Source organism: Acinetobacter sp. WU_MDCI_Abxc222, assembly GCF_025514755.1.
In the GTDB taxonomy this organism is placed as follows: Bacteria; Pseudomonadota; Gammaproteobacteria; order Pseudomonadales; family Moraxellaceae; genus Acinetobacter; species Acinetobacter geminorum.
On the sequence record NZ_JAHPVG010000003.1, the window covers coordinates 399,305 to 415,991 of the forward strand.

Sequence of the window (16,687 nt, forward strand, 5' to 3'; positions counted from 1 at the left end):
TTATAAATTTATGCAACAAGTTGCATTAGCAAGCATATTGCTAGCCATAGGAGAAAATATGTCAGCTTATCCACATTTATTAAAGCCACTTGATTTAGGCTTTACTACTTTAAAAAACCGTGTGCTTATGGGGTCTATGCATATTGGTTTAGAAGAAGCACCGCAAGGATATGAGCGCATGGCTGCGTTTTATGCTGAGCGTGCAAAAGGTGATGTGGGGCTGATTGTAACTGGTGGTGTTTCTCCAAATGATGATGGTGTTGTCTTTAGCCACGGAACCAAACTAGATACAATTGAAGAAGCTGAAAAACATAAAGTAATTACCCAAGCTGTTCATGAAGCTGGGGGTAAAATTGCTATGCAGATTTTACATACGGGTCGTTATTCTTATCAGGCAAATAACGTTGCACCTTCAGCAATTCAAGCACCGATTAACCCGATTAAGCCTAAAGCTTTAAGCTCTGCGGAAGTACAACAAACCATTGATGACTTTGCCAACTGTGCCAAACTTGCTCAATATGCGGGCTATGATGGTGTAGAAATCATGGGCTCCGAAGGTTATTTAATTAATGAGTTTATTGCAGCTCGTACGAATCATCGTGATGATGAATGGGGCGGTAGTTACGAAAATCGTATCCGCTTTCCAATTGAAATTGTAAAGCGTACGCGTGAATTAGTCGGTGAAAACTTTATCATTATTTATCGTCTATCCATGCTTGATTTAGTTGAAGGCGGTTCAAGTTTTGATGAAGTAATTCAGCTTGCAAAAGAAATTGAAAAAGCTGGTGCAACCATAATCAATACTGGTATTGGTTGGCATGAGGCGCGTATTCCAACAATTGCAACCAAAGTTCCGCGTGCTGCATTTACTTGGGTGACTGAAAAACTCAAAGGTGAAGTCTCTATACCTTTAATTACTTCTAACCGAATCAATACGCCTGAAATGGCTGAACATGTATTGGCATCTGGTCATGCTGATATGGTGTCTATGGCACGACCAATGTTAGCTGATGCTGAGTTTGTCTTGAAGGCAAGTCAAGGCCGTAGTGATGAAATTAATACGTGTATTGGGTGCAACCAAGCTTGTTTAGATCATATTTTCTCAATGAAAATTGCAACTTGTTTAGTAAACCCGCGTGCATGTTATGAAACTGAACTGATCTTTAAAGAAGCTCAGGTTAAAAAGAATATCGCTGTTATTGGCGCGGGTCCGGCAGGTTTAAGTTTTGCGGTATATGCAGCAGATCGCGGGCATCAAGTTAAAATTTTTGAAGCAAGTCATCAAATTGGTGGTCAGTTTAATATTGCAAAAACGGTGCCTGGAAAAGAAGAGTTCTACGAAACTTTACGTTACTTTAGTCGTCAAATTGAATTGCGACCAAATATTGAACTTGTGTTAAATCATCAAGCAACTTATGAAGAATTAAGCCAAGCAAATTTTGATGAAATTGTGGTTGCAACAGGTGTAACGCCTCGTCAATTACAGTTTGAGGGAATTGATCATCCTAAAGTACTGAGCTATTTACAGGTTTTAAAAGAGCGTGTGCCAGTAGGACAACGTGTTGCCATTATTGGAGCGGGTGGTATTGGTTTCGACACAGCTGAATATCTTACTCATGAAGGTGAAAGTGGCAGCTTAAATCCAGAAAAGTTTTATGAAGAATGGGGAATCGATACTCAATATGAACATGTAGGCGGTTTAAAACAGCCAAAAGTTGAGGCCTCTGAACGAGAAATCTATTTACTACAACGTAAAACTGCTGCTGTAGGTGCTGGTTTGGGTAAAACAACAGGCTGGATTCATCGCACAGGACTAAAAAATCGTCAGGTCAAAATGTTTGCAGGTGTGCAATACGACAAGGTAGACGATCAAGGTTTACATATTACTGTGGATGGAAAACCAAGTGTACTTGAGGTTGACCATGTGGTGATTTGCGCAGGCCAAGAGTCATTTACTGCAATGTATGATCAATTAAAAACAGATGGAAAAAAAGTTCATTTAATTGGTGGCGCTAAAGAGGCAGGTGAACTGGATGCAAAACGTGCAATACGCCAAGGTGCTGAATTAGCAGCGACACTATAAATTTTTATGGGCATTTTTTTAAAGAGAAATGCCCATTACTTCTTTGGTTAAATTATAGGATATAAAAAACAATGACACTCGAAACAACAAAACAGTCTTTAGAAAAATGGCATGAAATGGTTCAGGCTGGTAACTTATCCGATCTAAATGACTTGCTGGCGGATGAAGTGGTTTTTCGTTCACCAGTTGCTTACAAACCTTATGAAGGAAAGCAGGTCGTTTTCTTTATTCTTACCAATGTGATTCAGGTGTTCGAAGACTTTAGCTATCATCGTGAGTTTTATACAGAAGACGGTGAAAATGTAGTGCTTGAGTTCAGTGCTAATGTCAGTGGTAAATCATTAAAAGGTATTGATATGATTCGTTTTAATGAACAAGGCAAAATTATTGATTTTGAAGTAATGATACGTCCAATGAGTGGCTTAGCTGCATTGGCTGAACAAATGGGTATAAGAATTGCTAAGTTTCAACCTCAATAATTTTAGTAAATAGCCTAAGTAAGATAGAGATCAATAAAATGTGGTTAAAGCTTTCAACTCTAGCATTGCTTCCTGTACTGTTTGTACAGGGAACAAAGGTTCGTAAGAATACACCACGCTTGCTAGAAGCCAGTGGTGAGAGACAAGGCATCGTTGGCAAGGGAAGACCTCTATCATTGCTTATTTTAGGAGACTCTGCCGCAGCAGGTGTTGGGGTAGAAAACCAAAAAGATGCTTTATCTGGTGCAATTATTTCTGAGTTGCAAGATCAATATTCGATACGCTGGAAACTGCATGCAAAAACAGGTGATACAACTAAGCAGGTTTTTCAAGCAGTACAGCATTTAGAGCAACAAAATTACGATGTGGTGGTTACGTCGATCGGTGTTAATGATGTAACAAAATTAACCTCAGCAAGTTCATGGATAAAACAACAAAAACAATTATTTCAATATATACAGGCACGTTTTCAGCCTAAACTCATTATTGTTTCTGGTGTACCACCTATGCAGCATTTTCCAGTGTTACCAAATCCATTGGCTTGGTTGTTTGGAAAATATGCGGAACAAATGAATCAGACATTAGATAAATGGTTACAATCACAAAATCAATTTAGATTCGTTCAATATGATATTGGGCATTTTCAAGCGATGAATCTGCCTATGGCAAGTGATGGCTTTCATCCGAGTAAGGAAATTTATGCAATTTGGGGACAACAGGTTGCAGCATTAGTGCGGCAATCATTTAACTCATAATCAGAGGTAGTGATTGGAAATGGGTATATCTACTTTAAATAAAATTAAAGCTTTCGGTTCAGAATTGTTCGATTCGGTATTAGGTGCCGAACAGCCAAAAATCTATTATGACCCAAATGGGAAAATAAAAGATATTCTGGAGAAATTGCCCCAGCTCAAGCAAAAATATCGGCCCACACCGTGGTTGAGCAACAATCACGTTCATCTTTTGTATTTTGATATCATTAGAAAAAAAACTATCAAACTTGAATATGACCGTATTGATCAGCTCACTATGAAAGATGGTGGCGTAACTGCGATCGCGTGGTATGGCTATGATCTTCCTCCAGATACTCCAACTGTTGTCATTATGCATACCATTACAGGAACACCTGAAAGTATGCGTGAACTTGTGAAAGACATACATCATTATACGGGATGGAGAATAGCACTATGCTTACGCCGTGGGCATGCTGGCTTACCTATGCCTGTGCCACAGATTTCTCTTTTTGGATCAACAAGCGACCTTAAAGAGCAACTTGAGCATATTCAAAAATTATTCCCTAAAACGGATTTATACGCAGTAGGTTCCTCTGCCGGGACAGGGCTACTAGTTCGTTACTTAGGAGAGCAAGGTACTGACACGCCATTTAAAGCTGCTTTTGCAATGTGTCCGGGCTACAACACAGAGATTGGCTTTAAAAATGTTCATCCATTTTATAGCAAAATGATGACCAAAAAGTTATTCAAGTATTTTATTCATCCTTATCAAAGTACTTGGAACCAGGTTGCTTCTTTAAAAAAGGTTCTTGCAACGACAAGTCTGGAAGAGTTTGAGAAAGAATATTTTGAAATGGCTGGCTTTGAAGATTATCAAAGCTATTGCCAAGCCATTAATCCAATTTATGTATTTGAGAATGTAAAAATACCATTAATGATTCTTAATGCTGAGGATGATCCAGTCTGTTCTATTAAAAATTTGGAACCTTACAAAGAAACGATTCAGCAAATGAGTAATATTGCGGTAATCACCACAAAAAAAGGAAGTCACTGTGGCTTTTACGAAGGATGGAAAAGTACCTCATGGGCGGCCAAATTAATATCAAATTATTTTTTGGTCGAACATAAGCAATAATTGTAACTTCGCAATAAGTTAAATAAAGCCCATTCAACAGATGGGCTTTATAATTTTATTAGATCAAGATAAAAGCAATTTAGGATCTTTTAGTCCAATTTTGATTTTTGTGCTAGCCACGAGGTCTTTTTCATCTGTTTGGTTGGGGTGAAAGTCAAATCGATAATAATCAAAAAATTGGGGGATCAGTGTTCTATATTGTTTATTCGCAAAACTAAAGAACTTACGCCAAGATTTGAAATTTAAGAGTTGATGATCCCGTTTCATAAGAACAAATTGATAAATTGTTGAAAAACCAGTAATCAAAAATAGACTTAAAGTAAAGACTGTAATGCGAGGAAGGTATGCGCTTAAGCCACTACCATATAAATGTTGATAGAGATCAAAGGCCACAGCTTTATGTTCAGTTTCTTCAATACTATGCCATAGCCATAAATTGCGAATAGTTGAGTCCGTCATCAATTCATTAACAGATTGCATCATACTAACCACAAGTACTGCGGTGTAGTGTTCTAGACCTACTGTTACAAGCAAATTCCATTTTTTACTAAAAACTTTTTCAATAGCTTTTAAAACGATGCCAGTTACTTTTTCTAAAGATTGAGGATCTAAACCATATTGCTGTGCACTTACATGAAAAGCATGATGTTCTTTAGAGTGCATAGCTTCTTGGCCAATAAAAGCACTAATTTCACGATCTAAAATTTCATTCGACTTTGCTTTAGCACGTAAAGCTCGAACAGAGCGAACGAAATATGATTCACCTTCAGGGAACAATGTAGATAAACCCGTAAAATAATGGGTAAAAGTGGGTTCATTATTACACCAGTAGCGAGGTACATTTTCAAAATTATAGTCCATACGACGGACTGGAAATGAGGCGGGGACACGATTTGATACAGTATTCATTCTAAGCTCCAATCTTCTTTTAATTAAAGTTCCAAAAAGGAACTTGTTAAAAAACTACATCGCTCTAAATTTATCGTCAATGTTTTTTGAAGTGAAAAAAGTAGATTGTCCCTAATTGATATCTAGGGAAACTTTAAAGATAAAATGCGAAGAAAAAGTAAAACTGTTTATTAAATTTAATAATACTTAAAAGCCCAAATTGATGGTTCAATTTGGGCATATGTGTTTACGAACTTAGTTTTTAAGCGCTGGAGTAGCAGCAGCAATTGCAGCAGCAACAGCATCATCTTCAGTTTGAGATGGTTCGGCTGGCTTAGCTGGTTTTGACTGAACCTTTTCAGGTTTTGGCTCTGCTTTTGGCTCAGGCTTAGGTTCAGGTTTTGGTTTCGGCTCTGCTTTAGGTTGCTCAGAAACTGTTGTTTGTGAATTTTGATCAGGTTGGGTAGGGCGAGTTTCACGGCGAATTTCAGTTGTCGTATTCGCTGTTTCTTCACGATGAACTTCAACTTGCGTTGGTTCCTGAGTTTGAGCTTCTTCAGTTTGAACACTTTCTAAAGACTCAAATTTTGCAGGTTCAGCAGGTGTAGGTTCTGAAACAGCAGTTTCAACCTTTTCTTGCTCTTCTTCTTTAGGTGTTTCTTTTTTGACACATGCGGTTAACAATAGTCCAGCTGCAATTGCAGCACAGATTAAAAGTTTTTTATTTGCCATTGTCCTAAACAACATTTAATTGAGGAGCTGGCATTATAACAGCAAAAGAGAATGAAAAAATCATGTGAGATTGACCTAAATTTTTATTAAAAATGCTGATAGAATAGCCAGTTGTTTAATGATCTTTGAATTGATGCGGTTTGACTTTGCTTTATAGGGGCAGAGTACAGTAAAATTGCCAAACATTGTAGGCCGATTTCGGCTTGATTGTACGAGAAACTTAATGACCCATTTTATTTTTGTCACTGGTGGTGTAGTTTCATCGCTAGGTAAAGGTATTTCTGCTGCTTCAGTTGCTGCACTTTTGGAAGCCCGTGGCTTAAAAGTCACAATGGTTAAAATGGATCCCTACATTAATGTCGATCCAGGGACAATGAGCCCTTTCCAACATGGTGAAGTTTTTGTCACAGAGGATGGTGCCGAAACTGATCTAGACTTGGGTTATTACGAACGTTTCTTACGTCGTGCGAAAATGACCAAACTTAATAACTTTACCAGTGGTCGTGTATATCAGGACGTTTTAAATAAAGAACGTCGTGGTGACTACCTTGGTGGTACAGTTCAAGTTATTCCTCATATTACTGACAACATTAAAGAACGTGTACTTCGCGCAGGTGAAGGCTACGATGTTGCTATTGTAGAAATTGGCGGTACGGTAGGTGATATTGAATCACTTCCATTTATGGAGTCAGTTCGTCAGTTAATGGTTGAGCTTGGTCATAAAAGAACCATGCTTATGCATTTAACTTTGTTGCCATATATCAAATCTGCAGCAGAGCTTAAGACAAAACCAACTCAACACTCTGTTAAAGAGTTGCTTTCGATTGGTATTCAGCCAGATATTCTTATCTGCCGTACTGAATATGATGTGGATGTTGATACTAAACGCAAAATTGCATTGTTCACTAACGTAGAAGCGCGTGCTGTAGTGGTATGTAAAGATGCGAAAACGATTTATCAAATTCCACGTACATTCTATGAACAAAACGTTGATGACTTGATCTGTGAGCGTTTTGGATTTAATGATCTTCCAGAAGCAAACCTAGAAGATTGGGACAATGTAGTCGAAGCATTACTAAATCCTGAATACACTTTACGTGTAGCTATGGTTGGTAAATATGTTGAATTACCAGATGCTTATAAGTCTGTGAATGAGGCGTTATTACACGCAGGTATTAAAAATCGCGTAAAAGTACAAATCGATTATGTCAACGCTGAAGAACTTGAAAGCCAAGACGTATCTATTTTAAGTACAGCTGACGCAATTTTAGTTCCAGGTGGTTTTGGTGAACGTGGTACTGAAGGCAAAATGAAAGCTATTCAATACGCACGTGAAAACAAAATCCCATTCTTGGGTATTTGTTTAGGCATGCAATTGGCTGTTATTGAATACGCTCGCCATGTTGCAGGTATGCCAGAAGCTTCTTCTACAGAATTTAACCGCTCTACAAAATATCCACTCATTGGTTTAATTACTGAATGGTTAGATGAGCGTGGTGAATTACAACAACGCAGCCTTGAGTCTGACTTAGGTGGAACTATGCGTTTAGGTGCTCAAAAATCTGAATTGGTTGAAGGCACAAAAACACGTGAAGTCTACGGTAAAGCTGAAATCACTGAGCGTCATCGTCACCGTTATGAAATGAATAACCGTTTCATCGAGTCGATTGAACAAGCTGGTATGAAGATTTCAGGTTACTCTTCAGCACAACATTTAGTTGAAACTGTAGAAATTCCTGAACATCCTTGGTTTATTGCTGTACAATTCCACCCGGAATTTACAAGTTCACCACGTGATGGACATCCATTATTTGCTAGTTTTATTGATGCTGCAAAAACACAGCATCAAAAAAGTAAATAATGCGATTTTAAATAAACTGGGAAAGTTTAAATGTCACAATTAAAACCACAAGAAGTTGTACGTTTAGGCGATATACAAATGGCAAATCATTTGCCATTTGTATTATTTGGCGGAATGAACGTACTTGAATCAAAAGATTTAGCTTTTGAAATTGCAGAAACGTATGTTGATATTTGCAAACGCTTAGATATTCCTTATGTATTTAAAGCGAGTTTCGATAAAGCAAATCGTTCTAGTCTGCATTCATTCCGTGGTCCTGGACTTGAAAAAGGTATCGAATGGTTAGGTGATATTAAAAAACATTTTAATGTTCCTATCATTACTGATGTGCATGAGCCATATCAGGCTGCACCGGTCGCAGAAGTAGCCGATATTATTCAATTACCCGCTTTCTTAAGTCGTCAGACTGATCTTGTCGAGGCGATGGCAAAAACACAGGCTATTATTAATATTAAGAAAGCCCAGTTTTTAGCACCTCATGAAATGCGTCATATCCTGCATAAATGTTTAGAAGCAGGAAACGACAAACTTATTCTTTGTGAACGTGGTTCAGCATTTGGTTATAACAATCTTGTTGTAGATATGCTTGGCTTTGACACAATGAAAGAAATGAATGTGCCAGTTTTCTTTGACGTGACACATGCGTTACAAACCCCTGGTGGTCGTGCTGACTCAGCAGGTGGTCGTCGTGCTCAAATTACAACTTTAGCACGCGCTGGAATGGCAACTGGTTTGGCTGGATTGTTCTTGGAAGCTCATCCAGACCCAGAACATGCAAAATGCGATGGACCTTGTGCATTACGTATGTCCCAACTTGAACCATTCTTGGCACAAATAAAAGAATTGGATACTTTAGTTAAAGGATTCAAAAAGTTAGACACCCATTGAGTTGTTTTATAACCCTTACGCTGCTTTAACCGCAGCTCATATTCATTCAAAGAGGAATTGTTCATGAGCCAAATCGTTGACATTCGTGCACGTGAAATTTTGGACTCTCGTGGTAACCCAACCATCGAAGCAGACGTAATTTTAGAATCTGGGGTTGTTGGTCGTGCATGTGCACCATCTGGTGCTTCAACTGGTTCTCGTGAAGCTTTAGAACTACGTGACGGTGATAAATCGCGTTACTTAGGTAAAGGCGTTCGTACAGCAGTTAACAACGTTAATACGTTGATTCGTGATGCTTTGTTGGGTAAATCAGTTTTTGAGCAAAAAGACATTGATAATACAATGATCGCGCTTGACGGTACTGAAAACAAAGAGAAATTAGGTGCTAACGCAACTTTAGCTGTGTCATTGGCTGCTGCGCGCGCTGCTGCTGAAGAAAAGAAACTTCCTCTTTTCCAATACATCGCAGATCTTCGTGGTCAAACAATTTTGACAATGCCTGTACCGATGATGAACATCTTAAATGGTGGTGAGCATGCGGACAACACTGTTGATATTCAAGAGTTCATGATTGAGCCTGTAGGTTTCACTTCATTTGCTGAAGCTTTACGTGCTGGTGCTGAAGTATTCCATTCTTTAAAATCAGTTTTAAAGAAACAAGGTTTGAATACTGCTGTGGGTGATGAGGGTGGTTTTGCTCCTAACTTACGTTCTAATGAAGAAGCAATTCAAATCATTTTACAAGCAATTGAATTGACTGGTTACAAAGCTGGTTCAGACATGATGCTTGCGTTAGACTGCGCATCTTCAGAATTCTACAAAAACGGTCAATACGTTTTAGAAGGCGAAGGCAACCGTGCATTTACAAGCCATCAGTTTGCAGATTATTTAGCTGGTCTTGTAAATCAATATCCAATTATCTCGATCGAAGATGGTCTTGATGAGTCTGATTGGGAAGGCTGGAGCTACTTGACTTCAATCCTTGGTGATAAAATCCAATTGGTTGGTGATGACTTGTTCGTAACTAATCCTAAGATTTTACAACGTGGTATTGATGAAAAAGTTGGTAACTCAATCTTAATCAAATACAACCAGATCGGTACTTTGACTGAAACTTTAGATGCAATCTATCTTGCTAAAGCAAATGGTTATTCGACTGTTATTTCTCACCGTTCTGGTGAAACGGAAGATTCTACTATTGCTGACTTAGCAGTAGGTACAGCTGCTGGTCAAATCAAGACTGGTTCACTTTGCCGTTCTGACCGTGTTTCTAAGTACAACCAATTACTTCGTATTGAAGAATTGACTAAAGCTGCTTACCGCGGTAAAGCTGAATTTAAAGGTTTAAACTAATCTTTAAATAAAAAGTTAAAATTAATTTTTTAACATTTGAAGGTGCTATTTCCTGTTTTTAATAGGAAATAGCACCTTTTTTATTATCCTAATCGGCGTGTTTTTAAAGACTCAGCCCAACTGTGATGTTGACATCGGCTACATTCTTGGTCGATTTTATTTAAAATTTTAGTTTCACCACATTTCATACATGAATAAAAAGTATTAAGTTTAAGTACATTGGCTCTGCGGTAAGCGTCAGGGAATAATGGTAGGCCCCATTTTACGTCCTCATCTTCAAAATAAAGCAGACTAAGAATACCATCAGACTCTAATAAAGCTGTTCTCACTTGTCCAAGATGCTCAACATGTTGTTGCCGCATTTCTGAGAAAAACTCATCATGAGAATATGATTGTTTTTGGAAATCTTTGTAGACTACAAGACCATCCTTAACAATACAAAGCGCTTTTCCTTCAAGTAAATCTTCAATTTTTTTATGCTTTACCATGCTCCATGTAGCAAATCGATAAAGAAAAAGAATAACGATAAACACAACAAAGGCATGTGCAATAGGTATATCCTCAGTAAACATCGGATCGCCAGCTGCTGACCCTAAACATAAAATGATTGCGAGTTCAAAAAGGGAGAGCTGACGTACACCTCGTTTACCAGATAATCTTAAAAAACTAATAATGATGATAAACATCACGGTACATCGAACTAAAACTTCTAAAACAAAGTTCCAGGTTGTATCACCTATAAATATATTAATAAAATCCATTTTTCACCTTTCTCCTTATTAAAATATTGAGAGAAATCCTTATAAAATTCTTAACAAATTAGAAAATAAAAAAATATACTTTTTAGGTAGTTATTGGTTAAAAGAGTGAAGCATATGTGAATTTTTATAAATTTTATTCGTAACTAATTCTGTGTGAATAAACTTAATATAGTTAGTCTAATTATGTGATGTACTATTCAAAAATAGATCTATTAAGAGATGATGCTATTCCCAAAAGGGAAGGCAGTATTAAAAGATATATCAACAAAGACATTCTTATTAGGTAGATTAGATTTAATAATGATGCAAGCTATAAAAATAACTGATATTAAGATTTAAAAAAATAGTTTAATGACAATCAGGAGTATAAGGAATCTCATCTAGACGTTTTTGAAAAACTTGAGGATCCATAACATTTTTATACATTTGTTGATATGTTTTTTTGTGATCTTCAATGTTGTGATAATCAATAACTTCTTGGAGTTTATCTTTATATTCTATATGACCAGCATGGAACATTGCTGCATAATGTCCCCATAAAGCATATTGATATCGCAAAGCAGCTTTAGGAATTAAATTTATCTCATTTAAATAACTATTCGCGGTTTTTTCATAACATGCTTTTATTTCATGAGCATCTTTCTTCATTTTACTGAGGAAAATACATTGCATCTCTTGTAATTTTGAATTTTCTGATTTAGCTAGTATTTTTTCGGTAATGCGATAAGCTTCATTAAGACAACCTAAATGTACGAGTATTTTACGTTTAGTTTTTAAAATGTTTAAGTTGTTATCGTTAGGTGGCATCTTTTTTAATAAACGTTTTAATTTCAAATGAGCTGTCATTTGGTCTTGTTCAGTATTTAATTTATAAATAATGTCATTAAATTCATATGTATAGGTATTAATAGGTCTGTTTATTTTTTGGGAGTCCTCCACATTAATTATTTTTGATGGACTATCATCAGTATGATTATTACAAGCGCTCAAACCTAAGCTTACTAAAGAAAATGCTAAAACTTTATGCACTACAAGTTGTACCTTTATTCTCTATGATGAGATTTTAGAAGAATAATAAAATATAAAAGAAAATACTGTTTAGTTTGTTATTTTTGAGTTAATCGTAAGACAATTGCATAACATTTTATTAATTAATTGGAGCACGATAAATTTAACTGGCCTGATGATCCGAGTGTGGGGTTGGATGGGAAAGAAATACATCAATAATTAAAATTACTGATAACCCACTCTAAACAAATAGTAGTGATTATTAATATATTGTTGATAACAATTATCATTCGTGTTAATTTTTGTGCCGACTTTTTCTGCTTTGTAACAAGGAACAAAGTAGTAAAAGGGTAAGGAATCTCGCACAGCACATTAATTATTATGGAATTTTCTTATGTACACTTCGCCCTTTAGAAAAGTATTTAGAGCTCATCCTTTAGCATTTGCTATGGCTTTAACTGTTCCTTCAGTTGGTTATGCAGATGAGAAAAATGGAACAGCCACCTTAGAAACGATAAGAGTACAAGCAGAACAAGAAAATTCCACTGTTACCGAAGGTTCGGGCAGTTACGCAGCAAAAAGCGCAAATACTTCTACAAAATTAAATTTATCTCTTCGTGAAACACCACAATCGGTGAAGGTTTTAACCCGTGAATATTTAGATGATCGTAAAATCGATTCTTTTCAAGATTTAATGAACAATATTACGGGTGTTTCGACTTCACGTACTGATGAGCGTCAGAAAGTTTATGCACGTGGTTTTGAGGTAGATTATTACTTAATAGATGGAATACCGAGCACGATTAATTTAGGTACAGGAGACCTTGATTTAGATATTTATGATCGCGTCGAGGTGGTGAAAGGTGCTAATGGCCTAACCACAGGTGCGGGCAATCCAGCGATGGCGCTGAATATGATTCGTAAACATGCAAACTCAAAAGAACTTAGTGGTAATGTCAGTACATCATTAGGCTCATGGAACTCTTGGAGCAGTTCGGCAGATATTTCTACACCGCTTAATGCTGATGGTTCATTGCGTGGACGTATGTTTGTGAAGCATTCTGATGAAAATTCATTTATGGATTTTTATGAGAAAGAACGGAATGTATTTTATGGTGCTCTTGATTATGATCTGAGCGATAAAACAAGTATGTCGTTTGGAGCTACTTATCAAGAATTGCATCGTGACGGTATTCGCTGGGGTGGTACACCTGCTTTTTATACTGATGGGACCCGTACCAATTTTTCTAGAAGCTTAACAGTAAGTGCACCTTGGACTTACTGGGATGTGAATACAACGGCAGTGTTTGCGAACTTAAAACAGAATTTATTTAATGATGTCAATTTAAATGTTGCTTATACTTTCCGCAAAGAAGATACGGACTCTATGTTGTTATATACAGCTGGAAAAGTAGATAAGGCAACCAACACCAGTCCACTAAAAAATATAGATGATAATAAAAAGGATAATGTTTCTGTATATGGCGCCAAAGCTGCGAGTGAAGAAAACAATATTGATGTTTTTATCAATGCCCCATTTACGCTTTTTAATCGTCCACAAGAAATCATTATTGGCGGATCTTGGAATAAGAATGAAAAGACAAAAGATATTTTTGGTGGATCTAACAAAAACCAAGACATTGAAAAATATTTAGGTGGTCCGCTTAACTATAATGATATAGCTCAAGAGTTGCTTCAGCCTGTTATTTTAAACGGCAAAAATGCGCTGAATGAAACCACACAAACTGCGGCATATATTGCTGGAAAATTTCAAATTCTTGATCCTTTAAAAATTATTGCTGGTGCACGTTTATCTAACTGGGAATATAAAGCTGAGAATGATAAAGGTAACCGTGAATTTAACAATGAATTAGCACCTTATATTGGCGCTATTTATGATTTTGCCCAAGATCAGTCTGTGTATGCGAGTTATACGGAAATTTTCAAACCTCAAGATCGTAAAGATGTAAATGATCAATATATTGATCCGATTACAGGTAAGAGTTATGAGGCTGGCTTAAAGAGTGAGTGGTTTGGGGGGCGTTTAAATACAGCATTGTCAGTATTTCGAATAGAACAATCTAATTTTGCTGAATCGATACCTGGAGTATTTATTGTCCGTAATGGTACACAAACTACAGAGCAAGCTTACCGTGCTGTAGATGGTGTTGAAAGTAAAGGCTTTGAGTTTGAAGCTGATGGGGAAATTAACGATAACTGGGCTGTTAATTTTGGTATTGCTAATTTTGAAGCAAAAGATGCAAAGGGTACGAAGGTTAATACGACAAACTCTCGAACAACTTCAAATTTATTTGTTAAGTACAAACTTAATCAGTGGAGTGCAGGACTTGGCTTAAATTATAAGAGTAAATACTATACGGGTAGTGGAAGCTCTCGTATTGAGCAAGATGCTTATGTTTTAGCAAGTGCGATGCTTGGCTATCAAGTAGATAAAAATATTAAACTTCAATTTAATATCGATAATATTTTTGATGAAAAATATTATGAAGGTATTGGTGAAAACTCAATGAATTGGGGAACACCACGAAATGCAACGCTGAGTGTTCGTTATAATTTTTGATACAGACATACTCATATAAGTAACCGATTTATAAAAGCCCTTAAAAGAGGGCTTTTTTGTGCGTAGATTGATTTATAAGCAGTTGTACTTATAAATATTATTTCCCTTTCAAATTCCATTCATTTTTGACAAAATGAAACATGTCACAATGGTCAATTAAAGTAATATGCCCATTAATAATTTTGCTTAAATTTTTGCAGGAATTTCGCATGCTACTTCTTAATTACTATACAATACAATCTCTTAACGAAAGTTTTTAATTAAAAATCTTAATGATATGTTAGAAGTATTTCGATCCACTTCAAGCAAACTGATATTACTACTGGTTATTGTTTTGGTAGCCATACTGCAATATCAATTTTGGTTAGGTGAGGGTGGCTATCTCCCTCATCAAGCTCTCATGCAACAAATTCAGCAACAAGCTGAAGTAAATGAAGAGCTTAAAGAGCGAAACCGTATTTTGGCAGCAGAGGTTTTTGACCTGAAAAATGGTACAGAAGCAATAGAAGAACATGCTCGCCTTGATCTAGGTTTAGTTAAACCACATGAGACATTTGTTCAAATGAGTACAATTAGTACCCATTACAAGCCTATTTATATTGACCCGAACGCTAAAGTTGATTTGGAAACGAATGAGACACCTGCATCCCCAGATATCCCAGACTAAATTATGGGCAGTTATTCCAGCTGCAGGTTCAGGAAGTCGATTTTCTAAAACTGAATTGAAACAGTATCAATATATTCAGAATACGACTGTTTTAGAACATACTGTTCGGCGCATAAGTCAACTTCCATTAAATGGTTATGTTCTGGCAATTGGTACCCAAGATACCTTTGCTCAGACGCTCGCATTTCAAAATATAGATAAGGCGCATTTTTGTATAGGTGGGGCTGAACGAGTCCATTCGGTATTAAATGCTTTAAATCATCTTTTAACTTTTGCTAATGAAAATGATTGGGTTCTTGTACATGATGCAGCACGGCCTTGTGTAACAATTGATTGTTTAAATACCCTTGTTGAACAAGCAATTGAATCAAATCATAGTGCTATTTTAGCGATTCCTGTTCGTGACACTTTAAAACAGGTTGCGGCAAATAATCATATTAATAAAACGGTAAGTCGGGATTTATTATGGCAGGCTCAAACGCCTCAAATTGCTAAAATTGGGAAGCTCAAAAAAGCAATTGAATACGCTTTAGAAAATAATATTGCTATTACCGATGAGGCAAGTGCACTTGAATATATCGGGGAAACTGTGCAGGTTGTAATGGGGCGTTCTGATAATATTAAAATTACTTATCCTGATGATTTAGAGCTTGCACGTTTAATTTTACAATCACAGTCTTAGGATAGATATACATAATAATATTTTGTAGTTTTATTTGAGAAATAGCCTAAGTAAATATTTCATTTCTACATATCTATTTATAAGAATTAATATTTTTTTGCATCCCAACTCTATAAGATTAGTTGAGTAATTTACTTAGATAATGTTCGATCATCGAACAAAATATATTTATACCGAACAAAACTGTATGTAGCTTACTAGATCAAAATACGAAAATTATCAAAAATGTTTAAAAGGGAAAGCTAAGGGAAACACTCGGGATTGAGTGAAATATTTATCTATTCTTCTCGCCTCAGTGTGCCTAACTCTCTTACCTATCTCTTCTTCAATGAGCACAATGGAGTTGTCTAATGATTGACAAAAGTAAGTCCTCACTAAGCGAGGTTCTATCGCAGATTAAAGATGGTGCAACCATTCTGATTGGTGGTTTCGGTACCGCAGGACAACCCGCTGAACTCATTGACGGTCTTATTGAACTCGGTGTTAAAGATTTAACCATCGTCAGCAACAATGCCGGTAATGGCGACTATGGTCTGGCGAAACTACTTAAAGCTGGTTCGGTTAAAAAAGTCATCTGTTCTTTCCCACGTCAGTCAGATTCTTATGTGTTTGATGAACTGTATCGTGCTGGAAAGGTCGAGCTTGAAGTGGTACCGCAAGGTAATCTGGCGTGTCGTATTCAGGCAGCAGGTATGGGCCTAGGCGCTGTATTTACCCCAACAGGCTTTGGAACTCTTTTGGCCGAAGGTAAAGAGACTCGTGAGATTGATGGGAAAGATTATGTACTTGAATATCCAATCAAGGCTGACTTTGCCTTGATTAAAGCCTACAAAGG

Annotated in this window: 15 protein-coding genes; 11 read left to right on the plus strand and 4 right to left on the minus strand. The window is 36.7% G+C overall.

What is annotated here, in order from left to right; all coding sequences use genetic code 11:
* Positions 1–58: 58 nt before the first annotated feature.
* The 4 genes from KTJ10_RS07860 to KTJ10_RS07875 all read left to right on the plus strand — a co-directional run bounded on the left by KTJ10_RS07860 (position 59) and on the right by KTJ10_RS07875 (position 4,431).
* On the plus strand, positions 59–2,083 hold the full coding sequence (locus KTJ10_RS07860; protein WP_199112713.1) for an NADPH-dependent 2,4-dienoyl-CoA reductase: 2,025 nt from the start codon (positions 59–61) through the stop codon (positions 2,081–2,083).
* A gap of 71 nt (positions 2,084–2,154) precedes the next feature.
* Entirely contained in the window at positions 2,155–2,562 is a 408-nt protein-coding gene (locus tag KTJ10_RS07865; RefSeq protein ID WP_032006434.1) for a nuclear transport factor 2 family protein, read from the plus strand.
* A 38-nt stretch (positions 2,563–2,600) separates the two neighbouring features.
* Positions 2,601–3,317: an SGNH/GDSL hydrolase family protein gene (locus KTJ10_RS07870; RefSeq protein WP_262441743.1), complete on the plus strand. Its 717-nt coding sequence runs from the start codon at positions 2,601–2,603 to the stop codon at positions 3,315–3,317.
* A 19-nt stretch (positions 3,318–3,336) separates the two neighbouring features.
* Positions 3,337–4,431, plus strand: a complete 1,095-nt coding sequence (locus KTJ10_RS07875) for a YheT family hydrolase (protein ID WP_262441744.1) — start codon at positions 3,337–3,339, stop codon at positions 4,429–4,431.
* Positions 4,432–4,494: 63 nt separating this feature from the next.
* On the opposite strand, the gene KTJ10_RS07880 is transcribed toward KTJ10_RS07875, so the two are convergent.
* Entirely contained in the window at positions 4,495–5,340 is an 846-nt protein-coding gene (locus tag KTJ10_RS07880; RefSeq protein WP_002121049.1) for a metal-dependent hydrolase, read from the minus strand.
* A gap of 234 nt (positions 5,341–5,574) precedes the next feature.
* A complete protein-coding gene (locus KTJ10_RS07885; protein WP_199112709.1) occupies positions 5,575–6,051 on the minus strand; it encodes an internalin in 477 nt (158 codons plus the stop codon).
* Between the two features lie 223 nt (positions 6,052–6,274).
* On the opposite strand from KTJ10_RS07885, the gene KTJ10_RS07890 reads away from it, so the two are divergent.
* The 3 genes from KTJ10_RS07890 (at position 6,275) to eno (ending at position 10,153) form a co-directional block, all read left to right on the plus strand.
* On the plus strand, positions 6,275–7,912 hold the full coding sequence (locus tag KTJ10_RS07890) for a CTP synthase (RefSeq protein WP_002121060.1): 1,638 nt from the start codon (positions 6,275–6,277) through the stop codon (positions 7,910–7,912).
* A 30-nt stretch (positions 7,913–7,942) separates the two neighbouring features.
* Entirely contained in the window at positions 7,943–8,800 is an 858-nt protein-coding gene (gene kdsA / locus KTJ10_RS07895) for a 3-deoxy-8-phosphooctulonate synthase (RefSeq protein WP_213689669.1), read from the plus strand.
* Between the two features lie 63 nt (positions 8,801–8,863).
* A complete protein-coding gene (eno, locus tag KTJ10_RS07900; RefSeq protein WP_002121066.1) occupies positions 8,864–10,153 on the plus strand; it encodes a phosphopyruvate hydratase in 1,290 nt (429 codons plus the stop codon).
* Positions 10,154–10,236: 83 nt separating this feature from the next.
* Here eno and KTJ10_RS07905 read toward each other — a convergent pair whose 3' ends face one another.
* Positions 10,237–10,914: a DUF421 domain-containing protein gene (locus KTJ10_RS07905; protein ID WP_068557086.1), complete on the minus strand. Its 678-nt coding sequence runs from the start codon at positions 10,912–10,914 to the stop codon at positions 10,237–10,239.
* A gap of 348 nt (positions 10,915–11,262) precedes the next feature.
* Positions 11,263–11,943, minus strand: coding sequence for a hypothetical protein (locus KTJ10_RS07910; RefSeq protein WP_262441745.1), 681 nt, complete (start codon positions 11,941–11,943; stop codon positions 11,263–11,265).
* A 373-nt stretch (positions 11,944–12,316) separates the two neighbouring features.
* Between KTJ10_RS07910 and KTJ10_RS07915 the strand changes: the two genes are divergently transcribed.
* From KTJ10_RS07915 to KTJ10_RS07930, 4 genes are all read left to right on the plus strand, one after another.
* Positions 12,317–14,503: a TonB-dependent siderophore receptor gene (locus KTJ10_RS07915; RefSeq protein WP_410468414.1), complete on the plus strand. Its 2,187-nt coding sequence runs from the start codon at positions 12,317–12,319 to the stop codon at positions 14,501–14,503.
* A gap of 277 nt (positions 14,504–14,780) precedes the next feature.
* Positions 14,781–15,170: a cell division protein FtsB gene (gene ftsB / locus KTJ10_RS07920; protein WP_005069056.1), complete on the plus strand. Its 390-nt coding sequence runs from the start codon at positions 14,781–14,783 to the stop codon at positions 15,168–15,170.
* Positions 15,136–15,852 carry a 2-C-methyl-D-erythritol 4-phosphate cytidylyltransferase gene (ispD, locus tag KTJ10_RS07925; RefSeq protein WP_017480999.1) on the plus strand — a complete coding sequence of 239 codons (717 nt, stop codon included), beginning with the start codon at positions 15,136–15,138 and terminating at the stop codon, positions 15,850–15,852. The genes ftsB and ispD overlap by 35 nt, the downstream gene beginning before the upstream one ends.
* Positions 15,853–16,202: 350 nt before the next feature.
* Positions 16,203–16,687: 3-oxoacid CoA-transferase subunit A (locus KTJ10_RS07930; RefSeq protein ID WP_262441746.1), on the plus strand; the 485-nt coding region annotated here is incomplete at its 3' end.

What these genes read in the sequence shown, in the direction of transcription:
- KTJ10_RS07860 (WP_199112713.1), top strand. Translation starts at nt 59, where the DNA reads ATGTCAGCTTATCCACATTTATTAAAGCCACTTGATTTAGGCTTTACT.
- KTJ10_RS07865 (WP_032006434.1), top strand. Translation starts at nt 2,155, where the DNA reads ATGACACTCGAAACAACAAAACAGTCTTTAGAAAAATGGCATGAAATG.
- KTJ10_RS07870 (WP_262441743.1), top strand. Translation starts at nt 2,601, where the DNA reads ATGTGGTTAAAGCTTTCAACTCTAGCATTGCTTCCTGTACTGTTTGTA.
- KTJ10_RS07875 (WP_262441744.1), top strand. Translation starts at nt 3,337, where the DNA reads ATGGGTATATCTACTTTAAATAAAATTAAAGCTTTCGGTTCAGAATTG.
- KTJ10_RS07880 (WP_002121049.1), bottom strand. Translation starts at nt 5,340, where the DNA reads ATGAATACTGTATCAAATCGTGTCCCCGCCTCATTTCCAGTCCGTCGT.
- KTJ10_RS07885 (WP_199112709.1), bottom strand. Translation starts at nt 6,051, where the DNA reads ATGGCAAATAAAAAACTTTTAATCTGTGCTGCAATTGCAGCTGGACTA.
- KTJ10_RS07890 (WP_002121060.1), top strand. Translation starts at nt 6,275, where the DNA reads ATGACCCATTTTATTTTTGTCACTGGTGGTGTAGTTTCATCGCTAGGT.
- kdsA (WP_213689669.1), top strand. Translation starts at nt 7,943, where the DNA reads ATGTCACAATTAAAACCACAAGAAGTTGTACGTTTAGGCGATATACAA.
- eno (WP_002121066.1), top strand. Translation starts at nt 8,864, where the DNA reads ATGAGCCAAATCGTTGACATTCGTGCACGTGAAATTTTGGACTCTCGT.
- KTJ10_RS07905 (WP_068557086.1), bottom strand. Translation starts at nt 10,914, where the DNA reads ATGGATTTTATTAATATATTTATAGGTGATACAACCTGGAACTTTGTT.
- KTJ10_RS07915 (WP_410468414.1), top strand. Translation starts at nt 12,317, where the DNA reads ATGTACACTTCGCCCTTTAGAAAAGTATTTAGAGCTCATCCTTTAGCA.
- ftsB (WP_005069056.1), top strand. Translation starts at nt 14,781, where the DNA reads ATGTTAGAAGTATTTCGATCCACTTCAAGCAAACTGATATTACTACTG.
- ispD (WP_017480999.1), top strand. Translation starts at nt 15,136, where the DNA reads ATGAGACACCTGCATCCCCAGATATCCCAGACTAAATTATGGGCAGTT.